Origin of the sequence: Pseudarthrobacter oxydans, from assembly GCF_030812335.1 — a bacterium.
Taxonomy (GTDB): domain Bacteria; phylum Actinomycetota; class Actinomycetes; order Actinomycetales; family Micrococcaceae; genus Arthrobacter; species Arthrobacter oxydans_B.
Window position 1 is genome coordinate 84,139 of the sequence record NZ_JAUSSN010000005.1, and the last position, 17,085, is coordinate 101,223.

At 67.1% G+C, this 17,085-nt stretch carries 18 protein-coding genes and 1 riboswitch; of the genes, 13 read left to right on the plus strand and 5 right to left on the minus strand.

Features of this window, described 5'->3' with window-relative positions:
- The first annotated feature begins 22 nt into the window (after window positions 1-22).
- The 3 genes from J2W14_RS09915 (at window position 23) to J2W14_RS09925 (ending at window position 4,319) form a co-directional block, all read left to right on the plus strand.
- Window positions 23-2,287, plus strand: coding sequence for a gluconokinase, GntK/IdnK-type (locus J2W14_RS09915; RefSeq protein ID WP_307462367.1), 2,265 nt, complete (start codon window positions 23-25; stop codon window positions 2,285-2,287).
- Between the two features lie 183 nt (window positions 2,288-2,470).
- Window positions 2,471-3,712, plus strand: a complete 1,242-nt coding sequence (locus tag J2W14_RS09920) for an FAD-dependent oxidoreductase (RefSeq protein ID WP_307461811.1) — start codon at window positions 2,471-2,473, stop codon at window positions 3,710-3,712.
- Between the two features lie 19 nt (window positions 3,713-3,731).
- Entirely contained in the window at window positions 3,732-4,319 is a 588-nt protein-coding gene (locus J2W14_RS09925; protein WP_307461814.1) for a dihydrofolate reductase family protein, read from the plus strand.
- Window positions 4,320-4,340: 21 nt separating this feature from the next.
- Here the strand turns inward: J2W14_RS09925 and J2W14_RS09930 are convergent, their stop codons facing one another.
- Both J2W14_RS09930 and J2W14_RS09935 read right to left on the minus strand, forming a co-directional pair.
- Entirely contained in the window at window positions 4,341-4,601 is a 261-nt protein-coding gene (locus J2W14_RS09930) for an acyl carrier protein (protein ID WP_307461817.1), read from the minus strand.
- Complete coding sequence (locus tag J2W14_RS09935; RefSeq protein WP_307461819.1) at window positions 4,598-4,858, minus strand: 2-oxo acid dehydrogenase subunit E2; 261 nt, start codon at window positions 4,856-4,858, stop codon at window positions 4,598-4,600. Before J2W14_RS09935 ends, J2W14_RS09930 begins: the two co-directional genes overlap by 4 nt.
- 251 nt (window positions 4,859-5,109) lie before the next feature.
- Here J2W14_RS09935 and pyrE point away from each other — a divergent pair, with 251 nt between their 5' ends.
- From pyrE to J2W14_RS09955, 4 genes are all read left to right on the plus strand, one after another.
- Window positions 5,110-5,694 carry an orotate phosphoribosyltransferase gene (pyrE, locus tag J2W14_RS09940; protein ID WP_307461824.1) on the plus strand — a complete coding sequence of 195 codons (585 nt, stop codon included), beginning with the start codon at window positions 5,110-5,112 and terminating at the stop codon, window positions 5,692-5,694.
- Window positions 5,695-5,787: 93 nt separating this feature from the next.
- On the plus strand, window positions 5,788-6,561 hold the full coding sequence (locus tag J2W14_RS09945) for a GAF and ANTAR domain-containing protein (RefSeq protein ID WP_307461827.1): 774 nt from the start codon (window positions 5,788-5,790) through the stop codon (window positions 6,559-6,561).
- Between the two features lie 94 nt (window positions 6,562-6,655).
- Window positions 6,656-7,261, plus strand: a complete 606-nt coding sequence (locus tag J2W14_RS09950; RefSeq protein WP_307461829.1) for a hypothetical protein — start codon at window positions 6,656-6,658, stop codon at window positions 7,259-7,261.
- Between the two features lie 84 nt (window positions 7,262-7,345).
- Entirely contained in the window at window positions 7,346-8,386 is a 1,041-nt protein-coding gene (locus tag J2W14_RS09955; protein ID WP_307461831.1) for a thioesterase domain-containing protein, read from the plus strand.
- 4 nt (window positions 8,387-8,390) lie between these two features.
- On the opposite strand, the gene J2W14_RS09960 is transcribed toward J2W14_RS09955, so the two are convergent.
- Complete coding sequence (locus J2W14_RS09960) at window positions 8,391-9,245, minus strand: HAD-IIA family hydrolase (protein WP_307461833.1); 855 nt, start codon at window positions 9,243-9,245, stop codon at window positions 8,391-8,393.
- A gap of 67 nt (window positions 9,246-9,312) precedes the next feature.
- On the opposite strand from J2W14_RS09960, the gene J2W14_RS09965 reads away from it, so the two are divergent.
- From J2W14_RS09965 to J2W14_RS09980, 4 genes are all read left to right on the plus strand, one after another.
- Window positions 9,313-9,978: a TrmH family RNA methyltransferase gene (locus tag J2W14_RS09965; RefSeq protein ID WP_307462369.1), complete on the plus strand. Its 666-nt coding sequence runs from the start codon at window positions 9,313-9,315 to the stop codon at window positions 9,976-9,978.
- Window positions 9,979-10,129: 151 nt separating this feature from the next.
- Window positions 10,130-11,077, plus strand: a complete 948-nt coding sequence (locus J2W14_RS09970) for a hypothetical protein (protein WP_307461835.1) — start codon at window positions 10,130-10,132, stop codon at window positions 11,075-11,077.
- A 208-nt stretch (window positions 11,078-11,285) separates the two neighbouring features.
- Entirely contained in the window at window positions 11,286-12,305 is a 1,020-nt protein-coding gene (fbaA, locus tag J2W14_RS09975; RefSeq protein WP_307461837.1) for a class II fructose-bisphosphate aldolase, read from the plus strand.
- 2 nt (window positions 12,306-12,307) lie between these two features.
- Complete coding sequence (locus J2W14_RS09980) at window positions 12,308-12,736, plus strand: DUF3151 domain-containing protein (protein ID WP_307461840.1); 429 nt, start codon at window positions 12,308-12,310, stop codon at window positions 12,734-12,736.
- Between the two features lie 135 nt (window positions 12,737-12,871).
- Here J2W14_RS09980 and J2W14_RS09985 read toward each other — a convergent pair whose 3' ends face one another.
- Complete coding sequence (locus J2W14_RS09985; protein WP_282378176.1) at window positions 12,872-13,504, minus strand: uracil-DNA glycosylase; 633 nt, start codon at window positions 13,502-13,504, stop codon at window positions 12,872-12,874.
- Window positions 13,505-13,675: 171 nt separating this feature from the next.
- On the minus strand, window positions 13,676-14,884 hold the full coding sequence (locus tag J2W14_RS09990; RefSeq protein ID WP_307461842.1) for a cobalamin-independent methionine synthase II family protein: 1,209 nt from the start codon (window positions 14,882-14,884) through the stop codon (window positions 13,676-13,678).
- Window positions 14,885-14,895: 11 nt separating this feature from the next.
- Window positions 14,896-15,001: riboswitch (SAM riboswitch) on the minus strand.
- A 282-nt stretch (window positions 15,002-15,283) separates the two neighbouring features.
- Here J2W14_RS09990 and J2W14_RS09995 point away from each other — a divergent pair.
- Both J2W14_RS09995 and J2W14_RS10000 read left to right on the plus strand, forming a co-directional pair.
- Window positions 15,284-16,573 carry an adenylosuccinate synthase gene (locus J2W14_RS09995; RefSeq protein ID WP_307461845.1) on the plus strand — a complete coding sequence of 430 codons (1,290 nt, stop codon included), beginning with the start codon at window positions 15,284-15,286 and terminating at the stop codon, window positions 16,571-16,573.
- A 221-nt stretch (window positions 16,574-16,794) separates the two neighbouring features.
- Entirely contained in the window at window positions 16,795-16,980 is a 186-nt protein-coding gene (locus J2W14_RS10000; protein ID WP_307461848.1) for a hypothetical protein, read from the plus strand.
- Window positions 16,981-17,085: the final 105 nt, after the last annotated feature.

Below are 17,085 nucleotides of genomic sequence, written 5' to 3' on the forward strand. Positions count from 1 at the left end.
CCCCGCCCGCCGCGTCGTCGTCATGGGCGTCTCCGGCTGCGGCAAGACCACCATCGGTGACCTCGTGGCCCGCGAACTGGGGGTGCCGTTCCTCGACGGCGATTCCCTGCACCCGGTCGAGAACGTCGCCAAGATGGCGGCCGGCACGCCGCTGACGGACGACGACCGCTGGCCCTGGCTCGCCACCGTGGGCAGCACCCTGGCCAACGAGGGCGACGACGGACTGGTCCTGGCCTGTTCCGCGCTCCGGCGCAGCTACCGGGACGCCATCCGCGCCCTGGCGCCCGGGACCGTGTTCCTGCACCTGCACGGCAGCAAGGAGGTCCTCGGGTCCCGGCTCGAAGGCCGTTCTGGCCATTTCATGCCGGCCGCGCTGCTGGAATCACAGCTCGCGACGCTGGAACCCCTCGACGCCGACGAATCCGGGATCGTGGTCGACATCGCCGCCCCGGTCCACCAGGTCGTGACCGAGGCGCTGGCCGGGATAGCCGCCGTCGCCACTCCGGCCGGCAACGCCATCGGTGGGGCGGGCACCCGGCGCCGCCGGTTCGACGTCGACCTTCAGGCGGCGCCGTTCAACCTTGACGATGACGCGGTCGCGTGGGTGGATTCCACGATCGCCGGGATGAGCCTCGAGGAAAAGATCGGCCAGCTGTTCATCAACCACAACAACGACTACTCCCCGGAGTATCTGGACGGCATCCTGGAGAACTACCACGTGGGCGGGATGCGCTACCGGCCCGGCCCCTCCGCCGCGGTGCAGGACCACATCCGTTATGCGCAGTCCAAGACCCGCATCCCGCTGCTCGTGGCCTCCAACCCGGAAATGGGCGGAGCCGGAAGCTGCGACGACGGAACGTTTGTCTCGACGCACCTGCAGGCCGGCTCGCACCCGGACAAGGCCATCGCCCGGCAAATGGGGCGCGTGGCCGGTGTCGAAACCGCGGCGCTGGGCTGCAACTGGGCGTTCGCGCCGATCGTTGACATCCACTACAACTGGCGGAACACGGTCATCTCCACCCGGGCCTTCGGCAACACCCCGGAGATCGTAGTGGAGCGCGCCAAGGAGTATTTCGACGGCATCAGTGAGTCCGCCACCGTCTGCGCCATGAAGCACTTCCCGGGCGACGGCATGGACGAACGCGACCAGCACGTCGTCACGTCCTACAACACCCTCGGTTACGAGGAATGGAACCGGACCTACGGGCACGTGTACCGGGAGATGATCGGGCACGGCGTGCAGTCCATCATGATCGGGCACATCGGGGCGCCGGAACTTTCCCGGCACTTCCGCCCCGGCCTGGCGGACGGGGACATCCTGCCCGCGACCCTCGCGCGGGAACTGCTCCAGGACCTGCTCCGCGGCGAGCTCGGCTTCAACGGGCTGATCCTGACGGACGCGTCGCAAATGATCGGCCTGACGCAGGCCATGAAGCGCAAGGACCTGGTGCCGGCCACCATCGCCGCCGGCTGTGACATGTTCCTGTTCTTCCGCAACCCCGCGGAGGACTTCGAGTACATGCTGGATGGCTACAAGTCCGGCGTCATTTCCGAGGAACGCCTGCACGATGCGCTGCGCCGGATCCTGGCGCTGAAGGCCAGCCTGGGGCTGCACCGCAAACCGGCCGCGGAACTTGTCCCGCCGGCGGAAGCACTCGCGGTGATCGGAAGCGACGCCCACCGGGGCGTGGCAGCGGCGATCGCGGACAAGACCGTCACCCTGGTCAAGGACACCGCGTACAACCTGCCCATCACGCCGGAGACGCACCCGCGGATCCGCCTGTACGGCATCTCCGGCGGTGCGGACTTCACCCGCGCGGATCCGCTGGCCTACCTGGACACGGTCAAAGCCGAGCTAGAAGACGCCGGTTTCGAGGTGCACCTGTTCAAAACGGCGGACCAGCGGGAAGCGGCGGGGGAGACGGGCGTGAATTTCATGTCGGTCATCTCCGAGGAAGCCACCGGCGATTACGCAGACAAGTACGACGCCGCCTTCGTGTTCGCCAACGTCAAGGGCTTCGCCCAGGAGTCGGCCATCCGGATCAAATGGTCCACCCCCATGGCCGCGGAAATCCCCTGGTACGTCACCGAGGTCCCCACCGTCTTCGTCTCGCTCAACCAGCCCAACCACCTGATTGACGTGCCGATGGTAAAGACCGCCATTCACGCCCACGCCGGAACCCGGGAGGCCATCCGGGCCACCATCGAGAAGATCCGGGGCAAGTCGGAGTTCCAGGGCACGTTCAACGAGAACGTGTTCTGCGATTCCTTCGACACACGGCTCTGACCGGGGCCGACCTTTGTGACCTGACGCGGCGCCTCGGGATGGCCGCTACGCTCGATACCCGGCGCTGCCGTACTCCCGTAGCGCCGGGTATCGTGCGCCGCGCGAGCCCGGAACCGCAGCGCCGGTCCGGAACCGCCGCGAAAACATCTCCCGCGGCACCGTGCGCAGGCGTAGCGTATGGCCATGGAGAAGACCGGATGTGTGGTGGTCGGCGGCGGGCCGGCGGGCATGATGCTGGGACTGCTGCTGGCGCGGGCCGGCGTGCAGGTCACGGTGCTGGAGAAGCACAATGATTTCTTCCGGGACTTCCGCGGCGACACCGTCCACGCCTCCACCATCCGGCTGATCGATGAGCTGGGCCTGGGCGAGGAGTTCCGCCGGCTGCCGCAAAGCCGGCTGAGCAACGTCGCCTTCCCTGTCCCCGGCGGTCCGCCCGTGACCATGGGCAACTTCGATTCGCTGCCGCCGCCCTACAACTACGTGGCCATGATGCCGCAATGGGACTTCCTGAACTTCCTGGCCGACGCCGCCGCCCAGGAACCGTCCTTCAGCCTGCGGATGGGCCACAAGGGAACCTCGCTGGTCCGCAACGGCGGCCGGGTCACGGGGGTCCGCTACCGGACCGCTGACGGGGCCGGGGGGGAGATCCGCGCGGACGTGGTGGTGGCGACCGACGGACGCCATTCCGCCCTGCGCGCCGCGGCAGGTCTGGCCACGAAAGAGTATCCCGTGCCGTTCGACGCCTGGTGGTTCCGCCTGCCGCGCTACGCCTCCGAGCCTGGCGCCGTGGCGGGGATCGTTCCCGCGTTCGGCCGGGGTGAGGCCCTCGTCGCGCTCAACCGCACGGACTACTACCAGATGGGGTATCTGGCACCGAAGGGAACGGACGCCCGGATCCGCGCCGAGGGTATTGAGGGCTTCCGACGCCGGATCGCAGCGCTCCGCCCGGACCTCGCCGACCGGGTTGACGCCATCGCGTCACTGCAGGATCTGCGCTGGCTCGACGTGCGCCTCGACCGGCTCCGCCAATGGCACATCAACGGATTGCTCTGCATCGGCGACGCCGCCCATGCCATGTCCCCGGCAGGCGGGGTCGGGATCAACCTCGCCGTCCAAGACGCCGTGGCCGCCGCGGAGATCCTTGCCCCTGCGCTGCTCCGCGGGCAGGTGCCACGCGCCGAGCTGGCCAAGGTCCAACGGCGGCGTCAGAGGCCCACGGTGATTGTCCAGACCGTACAGCGGATCATGCACCGCCTGATTTTCGGTCCGATCATGACTGGAAAGCGGTCCGGGGCGCCGGCTGTCCTGCTGTTCCTGGGCAGGCGCATACCGGCCATCGGCAGGGTGATGCCGCGCTTTATCGCATTCGGACCGCGGCCGGAGCACGCCCCCGCGTTCGCCCGGCGCGCCCCGCAACGCCGGTAGCAAAGATGAGGAGCCGATCATGGGTCAACTGGTTGTCCAGGAATTCGTGACCGCCGACGGGTTCGCGGCCAACACCAACAACGAATTCAACACGTACGAGATGCTCCAAGGCGGCACCGCAGAGTTTGACCGCAGCCAGCTGGCATGGCTCGACACCGTGGACGCCATGGTGCTCGGGGCCGCCACCTACCGCATGTTCGTGGAATTCTGGCCCACCCCGGCCTCGGACGGGGAACTCATAGCCCCGGCGCTGAACGGTCTCCGCCGCTTCGTCTTTTCCCGCAGCCTCAGGAACGCGCCATGGGGCGACCTGCCCGCGGCAACCATCGAATCCGGCGACGCGGTCGAGGCGATCCGCCGGATCAAGCACGAGGTCGAGGGCGCCATGGTGCTGTGGGGCAGCCTGACCTTGAGCGAGGCGTTCTTCGCCGCCGGCGAAGTGGACTCCGTGCGGCTCGTTGTGATGCCGATCGCGATCGGCGCGGGCCGTGGTGTGTTCCCGGCCCGCCCGGATCCGACCCTGCTGAGCCTGCGGAGCGCGAAGACCTACGACGCAGGGTTGGTCGAGCTCGACTACGCGGTCCGCGCGGTGCGCTCCGGCGGGTAGAGCGACGACCCGGCCGCCGGCTCAGCCGTGTGTCTCGAGGTAGCCAATCAGTCCCTTTACGGTGGCCACTGCCGGGTAGTCCCGCTCCGGGATGTCGACGCCGGTGGCCGTGTCGATCGTTTCGACCAGCCGGAGGAAATCCAGCGAATCGAGCTCGAGGTCCTGCCGGAGCCGGGCGCGCCCTCGTCCACCTCGGCCAGGCCCACGTCCGGCGCCACCTTGCCCAGAGCCGCCTCCACGGCCGCCTTGGCGTCCTGTTCGTTCAGGTTCCTCCCGTTTCACAGTTGCTCCGGTGCCTGCAGCAGCTCGTCGATCCGCGCCAGGTAGCGGCCGCCGCGCAGCCCGTCGCTGACCCGGTGGTCGGCGGAGAGTGTGGCGGTTACGGCGGGCCGGACGCCGAGCATCCCGTTCAGCGCCCACGGCTGTTCCAGGACCCTGCCGAAACCAACCATCGCAACCCGCGGGGGATAGATGACGCCGAAGACACTTTCCACACCGAGGTCCCCCAGGTTCGTCACCGTGATCGTGGGATCCGCCATTTCGGCGCGCTGCAGCCGTCATAGTCCATCAGGTTCGGCCGGACCCGGAAGCTGCCGACGTCCTTGCGAATGGCGGGCCAGCGGGTCGAAGGTTCCGTTCCTGCCGTCATGGTTCCATCGCACTCCTGCCCGGCAGGGGTTCCTAGAGTACAAAGACCCGCCGCCGGATCAGGGGAGCCGGCGGGAGGCGGGGCCGACATCAAAGTGGCCGGCTGGGAATCCGGTGCCGGCCAGCCACTAAACTGGGTCCCATGACTGCCAACAGTGCCCCTGCAGCTGACACCGCTGCCGCCCGTGCCCGCCTGCTTGAACTGATCAAGGAGCTGGCCGTCGTGCGCGGCAAGGTCATCCTCTCCAGCGGCGCCGAGGCCGACTACTACATCGACCTGCGCCGGATCACGCTGCACCACGAGGCCTCCAAGCTGGTCGGCCAGGTCATGCTGTCGATGCTGGACGACGCCGGCATCGACTTCGAGTGCGCCGGCGGGCTCACCATGGGGGCCGACCCGGTGGGCACCGCCGTGATGCACGCCGCCGTCGACGCCGGACGCCCCGTGGACGCCTTCGTGGTCCGCAAGGCGCAGAAGTCCTACGGCATGGGCCGCCAGGTGGAGGGCCCCTCCGTCGAGGGCCGCAAGGTGCTGGTGCTGGAGGACACCTCCACGACCGGAGGCTCCGCGCTGGCGGCCGTCGAGGGCGTCCGCCGGGCCGGCGGCAACGTCGTCGCCGTCGCCGTGATCGTGGACCGCGACACCGGTGCCAAGGAAAAGATCGAGGCAGAGGCCGGAGTTCCCTACCTCTTCGCCTTCGGCAAGGACGAACTCGGCCTCAGCTAGGAGTTCACCCTTCAGCGGACGCGTGTGGACGGTGGATTGACCGTGAATTATCATTTTCAGATATCCACCCCACCCCTCCGGAGATCAAGCGCCATGCTCCTACCCGAAGAAGACCTCGAATCTGAGCCCCTCAGCACCGTCGACCAGATCCAGAACCTCATCCTGGACAGCGCCGATTTTGAGGAATTCCTCAACGAACTCGCTCGTTTCTCCGCCCACCAGGTCGCCGGCTCCGGCGACGACGCCCTGTGCGGCATCACCCTGCTGCGCGACCGCAAGGCCGCGACCATCGGTTGGAGCAGCGACTCCGCCCGCGAGGTCGACGAAATCCAGTACCGGCTCTCGCAGGGCCCGTGCTTGACGGCGGCGCAGGAGGAACGTGAAGTCTACGTTCCGGACCTGTTCGATGAGGACCGCTGGGGCCCGGACTATGCCGACGCCGTCGCGTCGCACGGCCTTCGTTCGGTGCTATCCGTGCCGTTCCACCTGCAGGGCGAAGCCCAGGCGGCGCTGAACCTGTACTCCGACGCGCCGCACAAGTTCGACGGCGATGTGGCCGCCCGGGCGCGCGGCTACACCCGCCAGATCTCGCAGGCGCTCCGGCTCGCGGTCCGCTTCTCCCTGCACACCGACAGCGCCACCAACCTCCGGGCCACCCTCGAATCCCGCACCGTGATCGACATCGCCATCGGGATCGTCATGGCACAAAACCGCTGCAACCAGGAGACGGCCGTCCGGATCCTCACCGACGCGTCCAGCAACGGCAACGTCAAGCTGCGCGATATCGCCGCCTCCCTGGTCCAGTCTGTGGGCGGCACCACCTCGCGTACGCACTTCGAGGAACCCGGCCGGAGACAAATCGGCTAACCGTTACCGGCGTATGACTTGTGCGCGCCTCCTGCGGCCGATACCCTGATCGAGGTTGAGCCGTCGGCCATAGACACCCTTTTTTGGAGTACCTATGGACACCTCGTTGAACGCCCACGCCAAGCTGGACATCGCCTCAGATGTCGTCCGGATCGATGTCCGGGGCAGCCTCACGCAGCACTCCCGCCCCAGCCTGATGCAGCTGATCCAGCGCGTCCGCCGGATGGGCATCACGTCCCACATCCGGGTGGACCTCGGCCAAGCCGCCTTCGTGGAGTCCTCTGCCCTGGCAGGCCTCCGCAACGACCTCAACGCCATCGACGGCGCCGCGGCGCTCGTCGACACCGCCGGAGCCCTGCCGAGCTCGGCCGGCGTGTCCCTGGAGCTGAGTCCGTCCCGGGACACCGCCGCCGCCGCGCTGCCGTCCCTCGATCTCTCGGCGGACTTCACCGCGTCCATTGACACCACCGCGACACGGCCGCTGAACGTCTTCTCCGACGCCGAACTGCTCGCCGCGAGCGACTCCGTGTTCGGCCTGCTGGACAATCCGGCGGACATGGCCCGATCGCAGCTCCTCGCGACCTACGACGAAATCGGCCTCGAAATCAACCGCCGGGAAGCCGGACCGGAAACCGTCCGCCACGACGTCGGCCTGGAAATCAGCCGCCCCGGGTTGGGCCGGGAACCGGAACCGGCCTAGGCGGCGCCAGCCGGACCGGGCTGTAACTGAGCTGTTATCCGGCACCGTTTCTGATCCGCGTTCCTCGGTGGCTACGGTAGAGATGTGCCGCGTGAGCCTGAAGTTGAGGATGTGGGCGGGGCCGGCGATGCCGACGCCCGTGTGCTCCGGCACGCCGCCGAACTCCGGCGGTTCTCCCGGCGGGGCTTGCTGATTGGTGCCGGCGCGGCCTCCGTGCTGGCGGCGGACATGCTGCTGACCCGTCGGGTGCAGGCCGAACGCCGGGTTCATAAAATCCTCACGGTGCCGGACGAGACCGCCGAGCGGTACTTTCCCAACGCCAGCTGGTTCCTCTTTCCCGGCTACAAGACGAGCTGGGAGGAAGCCCTGTGGATCCTGAACGCCCTGCGTGGCGCGCTGAACAAGCGCGGCCAGCTCGCCGCCGTCGGGTACTCCAATGTGGGCCTCGACATCGACCAGATCGTGATCGCCGTGGTTGAGCACGCGCGGGCGCATCAACTGACCACGTTCTACTTCTACGGCCACAGCTTCGGCGGCATGGTGGCCACCCAGGTCGCCGCCCGGCTCCGGGAACTGCACGGGATTGAGGTGGCGTTTATCCTGCTGGACTCCAGCCCTTACAGCAAGTACGACGTGCTGGACCAGAGCTGGTTCGAGGGGGTCGTGTTCCTCTACGAGAGCGGCTTCCGGTTCCCCTCGGTGCTGCGCGGCGGCTATGAACTTGGTGAGCGGATGATGCACAAGGACGAGCGCAGCTGGGGGCAGGTCGTGGACCAGACCCTGGAACAGCTCTCGCCGATTGCACCCTCCAGCGTGCTGATCCAGTCCGAGTCCGCCTACATCTACCACTATGACGCCACCCGCTTCGCCGGCAAGCTCGGCGGGACCCGGATGGCCTTCGTCGGCAACCCGCGGGACCGGACGGTCGACTACGAGACTGCCCGGGACTCCTGGTCGTTGATCTTCAAGGACAACATGGCCGCCGATTCACTGCGGACCGACGGCGCCCAGCCGGCGCACGCCAGCCCGGGCTGGAATCCGTTCATATACCGGCCGATCATCGAGGAGCTGCAGGACGGGATCCTCCCGCTGCCCTCCGGCGGAGGCAAGAAGACCGCCTTCTAGAGTGCTAGATCTGGTTTTTCAGGTCGGCCACGGAGTTCAGGATCTGGTTGGGCCGGAACGGGTAGGCGGCGATGTCGTCCTTGTGGGTGATGCCGCTGAGCACCAGCACCGTGTGCAGCCCCGCTTCCATCCCCGCGATGATGTCGGTGTCCATCCGGTCACCGATCATGGCCGTGGTTTCCGAGTGCGCATCGATCTGGTTCATGGCCGAGCGGAACATCATCGGGTTCGGCTTGCCCACAATGTAGGGTTCCCGGCCCGTGGCCTTCGTGATGAGCGCCGCGATCGCGCCGGTGGCCGGCATCGGGCCGTCCTTCGAGGGGCCGGTGGCGTCCGGGTTGGTGGCGATGAACCTCGCCCCGCCCAGGATCAGCCGGATGGCCATGGTGATGGCTTCAAAGGAGTAGGTGCGGGTTTCGCCGAGCACCACGAAGTCCGGGTCCTGGTCGGTGAGGATAAAGCCGGCCTCGTGCAGCGCGGTCGTCAGGCCCGCTTCGCCGATCGTGTAGGCGCGGTTGCCGGAATCCGAGCCGCGCACCTGGTCCTTGAGGAACTGGGCCGTGGCCAGTGCGGAGGTCCAGATGTTCTCTTCGGGGATTTCCAGGCCCGAGCTCTTCAGCCGGGCGGCGAGGTCCCGGGGCGTGAAGATCGAGTTGTTGGTCAGGACAAGGAAGCGCCGGGACGTGTCCACCCAGCGCTGGATGAGTTCAGCGGCGCCGGGGATGGGCTGGTTTTCGTGGACCAGGACACCGTCCATGTCGGTCAGCCAGCACTCGATCTCCTGGCCGCTGCGGTACACGGATTTGAATGAACGCACGTGGTCCGCGTCTTCCCTGTGGTCTGCCTGCTGCTCCGCCATGCTGTCCTCCGCCGATAATGTGCCGATGCCAGTCCCAGTCTAATGTTGAGGCGTGACTGAACCCGAGATCCCCAGCGAAACCCTTTCCGGCACCCCGGCGGAGCCGGAGGCAGAGGCCAAGGCGGAGGTCGGCGTCGGGCCCTGGGAAGGGGAACTGCCGGAGGGCGCTCACTGGGACCCGGACCTCCTGGCGGACGGTGACCGCCGCAACGTGGTCGATAAATACCGCTACTGGAAGCACGAGTCGATCGTCGCGGACCTGGACTCCAGGCGGCACAACTTCCACATCGCGATCGAAAACTGGCAGCACGACATGAACATCGGCACTGTCGTGCGCAGCGCCAACGCGTTCCTGGCCAAGGAAGTCCACATCATCGGGCGACGCCGGTGGAACCGCCGCGGGGCCATGGTCACGGACCGGTACCAGCACATCCGGCACCACCCCACCGTCGCGGACTTCGTGGCGTGGGCGCAGGGGGAGGGCCTGGCGATCATTGGCATCGACATCTTCCCGGACTCCGTCCCGCTGGAAACCTATGAACTGCCCAGGGACTGCGTGCTGGTGTTCGGCCAGGAGGGCCCGGGACTTTCCCCCGAGGTCCACGAAGCGGCGGTGGACACCTTGTCGATCGAACAGTTCGGCTCCACCCGCTCGATCAATGCCGCCTCCGCCGCCGCCATCGCGATGCACGCCTGGATCCGCCGGCACGTTTTCAACCAGCTCCCAGGGTAGGTGGCGGCGGGCGCGCCGCGCTCACATCGAGTTGGCATTTCGTGGCAATGTTTCACGCCAACACTGCCACGAAATGCCAACTCGATGCCCCCGGCTGCATAGGGCTGTGGATAACTCAACCGAGACGTGATCGAAGCAGGCACAATGGGCCATGCGCAGGGCACCGCTTCCGCTCCATCTCACTACCGGATCCTTTTCCCTGCGTGCCGCGGACCAGGCGGGCGTCACCCGCACGCGCACCGCGGCGCGGGACCTGGTGACGGTCTCTCGCGGCATCCGGATCTGTGCGGGCTCCGCCGCAGCCGGAGCCGCCGCGCTGCGGGCCTACACCGATCTCGACGACGAGGCCACCCTCAGCCTCGGGTCGGCGGCGCGCCTGTGGAACGCGCCCCTGCCCGGCTGGCTGGAGGAGGACTGGCGCATCCACCTCGCCCGGCGCAGGGGTCTCAGCACACCGCGTCGGGTCAACATCGTAGGGCACCAGTTGGCGCTGCTGCCGGACGAGGTGGTGGAGCTCGACGGCGTCCGGCTCACGTCGCCCGCCCGGACCTGGCTGGATCTGGCCTCGGTACTCAGCATCGACGACCTTGTCATTGCCGGCGATTCCATGGTTTGCGAGCACGGGCCGGAGTTTCCCTTTCCCCGGGAAGCCTTGTGCAGCATCGAAGACTTGCGGCGCATGCTTGAGCGGCACCGGGGAAGCCGGGGCGTGCGGAAGGCGCGGGCCGCCGTCGAGCTAATCCGGGTGGGTGCCGATTCGCCGCCCGAAACGCGGCTGCGCCTGGCGCTCGTGCGTGCCGGACTGCCCGAACCCGTCCTGAACCATGTCATCTGGAGTGAGGACCCCTGGGGCGGCCCGGGCTCTCCCGTCCTGTGGCCTGACGCCGCCTACCCGCAGTGGCGGATTGCCCTCCAATACGAAGGGGCGCAACACAATGGGGAAGACCAGTATTTGCGTGACATCCGGAGGGCAGACACTACGGCGCGTTCCGGCTGGCTCGAGGTGCGCGTATCCCGTTGGGACCTCGCAGGGGAGCGTCCGGCAGCCGTCCGCAAGGTCCGCGCCGTCCTCGAAGGCCGTATCAGGCCCGCGAGTTGACAGTTCGCGGCAATGTTTTCGCACCATACTGCCGCGAAGTGCGAAATCGATGGGCTGCCGGGACGCTGATCACGCGCGGGCGAGTATTACAGGCACGAGTGACCGGAACCACTGCCCGGGCGAAGGAATGGCTAGGATGGTTCCTAGCCGACGAGGTTCACTTCAGGGTGAGCCCAGCCCGCAGACGAAACTCACTTTAGGAGTCAGCATGCCCATTGCAACCCCAGAGATCTACTCCGAGATGATCGACCGCGCCAAGACGGGCGGCTTCGCGTTCCCCGCCGTCAACGTCACGTCCTCCCAGACCCTCAACGCGGCCCTCCGCGGCTTCGCCGAGGCCGAGTCCGACGGCATCGTCCAGGTCTCCACCGGCGGCGCCGCCTACTGGTCCGGGGCCTCCACCAAGGACATGGTGGCCGGTTCGCTCGGCTTCGCCGCGTTTGCCCGCGAAGTCGCCAAGAACTATGGCGTCAACATCGCCCTGCACACCGACCACTGCCCCAAGGACAAGCTGGAGGGCTTCGTCCTGCCGCTGCTGGCAGCCTCCGAAGCCGAGGTCAAGGCCGGCCGCAACCCGCTCTTCAGCTCCCACATGTGGGACGGCTCCGCCGAGACCCTGCCGGAAAACCTGCGCATCGCCCGTGAACTGCTGGAGCGAACCGCTGCCGCCAAGATGATCCTCGAGGTCGAAATCGGCACCGTCGGCGGCGAGGAAGACGGCGTCGAGAACGCCATCAACGACAAGCTGTACACCACGGTCGAGGACGCCCTCGCCACTATCGAGGCCCTCGGTGCCGGTGAGAACGGCCGCTACATCACGGCACTGACCTTCGGCAACGTGCACGGCGTCTACAAGCCCGGCGGCGTCAAGCTCCGCCCGGAGATCCTCAAGGACATCCAGGAGCAGGTCGGCGCCAAGATCGGCAAGGCCAACCCGTTCGACCTGGTCTTCCACGGCGGCTCCGGCTCCTCCGAGAAGGAGATCGCCGACGCCGTCTCCTACGGTGTGATCAAGATGAACATCGACACCGACACCCAGTACGCCTACACGCGCCCCGTGGCGGACCACATGTTCCGCAACTACGACGGCGTGCTGAAGGTCGACGGCGAGGTCGGCAACAAGAAGCTGTACGACCCGCGCGTCTGGGGCGCCTCCGCCGAGGCCGGCCTCGCAGCCCGTGTGGTCGAGGCCGCCCAGCAGCTCGGCTCCACCGGCAAGACGTTCTAGGCATGTCGGACGAGTTCCGCAAGAACCTGATGGGTCCCGAGCCCACGCTCCTGCCCGCCGAGACCGAGGTCTACGCGGCGCTGGACGCGGGCCAGGAAGCCCTGGACCTGGTGGAAAAGCACCCGACATCCTCGCTGCTCTGGGCCGTGCTGGCCGAGGAAGCGTGGAGCGAGGGCCGGACCATCGATTCCTACGCCTACTCCCGCGTCGGCTACCACCGCGGCCTGGATTCGTTGCGCCGCAACGGCTGGCGCGGCGTCGGGCCCATCCCGTGGGAACACGAACCGAACCGCGGCTTCCTGCGGGCCCTGTATTCGCTGGGCCGGGCCTCCGCGGCGATCGGCGAGGCCGAGGAGCCGGAACGGATCGAGAAGTTCCTCAACGACTCGGACCCCTCCGCCAAGGCAGCCATCGAAGCCGAAAAGCGCTAACCACAACGCGGGGTCACTCCCGGCCCATTCCACACCTTGGGATGGGCCGAATGTGACCCCGCGTTCTTAGTTAAAGTGCGACGGCGGGCGTCCACCAGTGTGGTGGGCGCCCGCCGTCGTTGTTGTTGCGGAGAACTAGCTGGTCTTGGCCAGACCGGTCCGGGCCATGGCGTCCGCGTAGACGGTGCCCATCTCGTCGAGGTACTGCTCCTGGCGGGCCGGGGTGCCGGCGAAGGCGCGGCCGCTGAGCGAGCGGACCTTGTAGGTCTTGAGGCCGCGGCGCCAGATCATGGGCACCTCGGTCTTGAGGAGCAGGTTCGCGAGGCGGTTGGCCTCGGTGCCGTGGGCAACAATCACCGAGGCGCGGGGCACGACGGCGAGGAACTTCAGCAGCGGCTTCAAGCCGGCGGAGATCTGGTCCGGCGTGAACTTGCCGTTGGGCTCGCCCGGGACATACCAGGGGTGGACGTTCCAGGGCATCACGTACTCGGGCCGCAGGCCGAGCTTCCACTGGACGCCGAGCAGGCGGGTGGCCGCTTCCTCGTCGCCGGCGGTGATGAAGCCCGACTCGTCCTCGGTTCCGATGTTGGAGAAGAGGCTGATGATCCGGCACTCGTCGACGTCGTGCAACGGGTCCACATACGGGACGTTCGTGCCAGCTTTGGTTGCCTGCAGCGTGTCGCACAGCTCGTTGACTGCTGCAACGCTAGGTTCGTAGCGGCGGCTCAGAAGCTGTTCGCGTGAATTTTCAGTGGCCAAGGCTGTCATATATTGCTGAGTCTCCTGCGGGATTGGTAAAGCTGCCAGACCGTACACGGCATGCCGGGCACCGGGGCATGCCAAGTACGGTGTGGTTTGAAAATGTGGTGTGGACCGATTCCTAGTCGATCCTTATTAGTCTATCAAGCCCTGCGAAATGCCGTTTCGGCCGAAGCCGGATTACCAGAGCCGCGTGGTGGCGCGGCGGGCGCCTTCCCCCAGAGATTCCAGCTTGGCGAAGGCGATTTGCGGGTGCACACGGCCGCCGAGTCCGCAGTCTGTGGAAGCAATCACATTTTCCCGGCCAACCAGTTTGGCGAAGCGTACGATCCGGTCCGCCACCAGGTCGGGGTGCTCCACGACGTTGGTGGCATGGGAGACGACGCCGGGGATGATGACCTTTCCGTCGGGGAGCCTGGTGTCCTCCCAGACGCGCCATTCGTGCTCGTGGCGGACGTTGGCGGCCTCGAAGGAGTAGCCGCCGGCATTGATCTGCAGCACGGAGCCGATGATGTCCGCGAAGGGAATGTCCGTGGTGTGCGGGCCGTGCCAGGAACCCCAGCAGACGTGCAGCCTGATCTGCTCCTGGGGGAGGCCGCGCAGGGCCCAGTTGGTGGCTTCAACCCTGAGCTGGATGAATTTGAGATAGTCCGACAGGCTCGGTTCCGGGTTGATCTGGTCCCAGCTTTCGGCCAGCGACGGATCGTCGAGCTGGACCGTGAGCCCGGCGTCGATGATGGCCTTGTACTCCTCGCGCATGGCGTCGGCGCAGGCGTAGAGGAGTTCCTCATCGGTCTTGTAGTACTCGTTGGCGACGCGGGCGCAGGAGCCGGGGGAGAGGGAAGCGACGAAGCCCTCGGCCAGCCCGGCGGCGGCCAGGCCGGTTTTGAGGTTGGCAATGTCCGAGGCCACGAGGGCCTGCCCGGTGTAGTGCAGCCGGCCGGCAATTTTCGGCTGCGTGACACTCTTGCGGTGCGCCAGGATCCCGGAGGACGGGTCGTTGTAGGCCTCGTTGAACTTCTGCCGGTCGCGCCGGTCCGGGAAGGACGTCAGCACGATGTTGCCCGGTGTGGAGCGGTGCACCGCGGCGTCGGCCCAGCGGTCGACCTCCGTCGGCTCGAGGCCGCCGAGCCGGCTGAAGGAGTAGTTCCACCACGCGCCGTAGTCCACCGAGCTGGACATCGTGTGCCCGTATTCGCCGTCGTTGGGGATGTCGATGCCGAGGTCCTTCTGGCGCTGGACGATGTCCACTACGGAGGCTTCCAGCAGATCCAGGAACTCGGGGGTGACGCCGTCTGCTTCCCTGGCCTCGTTCGCGGCAATGAGTTCGGGGGTGCGGGGCAGGGATCCGGCGTGCGTGGCGCGGATATGGTTGATTTTCTGGCGCATGGGGCGCATCCTTTCCATCGGTCCTGGCGGTAGCACCCTTCACCGGCACAAGGCTGTGTCCGGGCAGGGTTGCTGCGGCGTCAACGGTCCAGGTCCCTCGGCCGCTCGGGATGGTCAACTCTCACTTAATTCCACCCGGCCGGCCGGCGCAAGTGCGTGCGCCGAAGTTCCGCTGGCTGGACGCAGGGCCGCGGGCCGCAGCCGGCGGGAAGTCCATTGGATGGTCAAATGAGTCGCCGCCACCGCCATCCGCTAAACTTGGGTGGTAAGAGCCCCGGACTCTGGCGTTGTTAAGAGCACAGCGGTAGATTCGGGGCGTTCTCATGAACGGCGCTGAGTTCCGGTGACCACCCAGGTGAATCACGCGGACTTCGGCCCGAACGAATGGGGGAGGATCCCATGCCAGCAATCGTGATCGTCGGAGCCCAATGGGGCGACGAAGGCAAAGGCAAGGCCACTGACCTGCTTGGTGGCCGAGTCGACTACGTCGTCAAGCCCAACGGCGGCAACAATGCCGGGCACACCGTCGTCGTAGGCGGTGAGAAGTATGAGCTCAAGCTCCTTCCGGCCGGCATCCTGAGCCCCAACGCGGTTCCGATCATCGGCAACGGCTGCGTGGTGAACCTCGAGGCGCTGTTCCAGGAGATTGACGGCCTCGAAGCCCGCGGCGCCGACACCTCCAAGCTGCGTGTCTCCGCCAACGCCCACCTCGTGGCGCCCTACCACCAGGTCCTGGACAAGGTCACGGAGCGGTTCCTCGGCTCCCGCGCCATCGGCACCACCGGCCGCGGCATCGGCCCGGCGTACATGGACAAGGTGGCCCGCCTCGGCATCCGCGTCCAGGACGTCTTTGACGCCTCGATCCTGCGCCAGAAGGTCGAAGGGTCGCTGCGGCAGAAGAACGAACTCCTGGTCAAGGTCTACAACCGCCGCGACATCGAGGTGGACGAGATCGTGGAGTACTTCCTGTCCTTCGCCGAGCGGCTCCGCCCGCTGGTCATCGACAGCACGTATGTCCTGAACACCGCCCTGGACGAGGGCAAGGTGGTCCTCATGGAGGGCGGCCAGGCGACGTTCCTGGACGTTGACCACGGCACCTACCCCTTCGTGACCTCCTCGAACCCGACGGCCGGCGGCGCCTCCGTGGGCTCGGGCATTGGCCCCACCCGCATCTCGCGCTCCATCGGCATCATCAAGGCGTACACCACCCGGGTGGGCGCAGGCCCCTTCCCGACGGAGCTGTTCGACGAGATGGGCATGTACCTGCAGAAGACGGGCGGCGAGTTCGGCGTCAACACCGGCCGGCCGCGCCGCTGCGGCTGGTACGACGCCGTGCTGGCGCGCCACGCCTCGCGCGTCAACGGGTTCACCGACTACTTCGTCACCAAGCTGGACGTGCTCACGGGCATCGAGCAGATCCCGGTCTGCGTGGCCTACGACGTCGACGGCGTCCGGCACGATGAAATGCCGATGACGCAGACCGAGTTCCACCACGCCAAGCCGATCTTCGAGCACTTCGACGGCTGGACCGAGGACATCACCGGCGCCCGCACCCTGGAGGACCTCCCGGAGAACGCCAAGAACTATGTGCTGGCGCTCGAGAAGCTCTCCGGCACGCGATTCTCGGCGATCGGCGTCGGCCCGGACCGCGACCAGACGATTGTGATCAACGACCTGATCAACGACTGACACTGATTGACGCTTCAGAAGCTGACGCACGACGGCGGCGGGTCACCTGCGAGGTGACCCGCCGCCGTCGTTAACGGGCGCCCAACAAGTCCTTGACCGCGGATCGGGTCGGAGCCACCATGGGAAAAGCGCTGCACCGTCCGGCGCGGCCGATTGATCCCGGCGGGTGCCAGGAGAAGGCTGCGGCCCGGCCGCCGCGGAGCGGAACGAAAGGACGCGACATGAGCGAAACGCCAGAGGGCGAACGCCGCCACAGTGAGGCGCCGGCTGAGGGGGATCCGGACGCGGACACTTCGGAAACCAGGGTCCACTCGCAGGACCCTGCCGAAGGCCCTGATACGGAAAACGGGGACCGTGTGCCGCCGGCCGGAGGCCGGGACGAACCCAACCCGGCTAGCGCCGGTTAGCACCGCGCATCGGCGCTAACCGGCAAACTGGCAGCGGTGCCGACGGATGCGCCCGGAACGGGATTGATGACGGGGGGTTTAGATGAGCCAGAGGACGTCGGAATC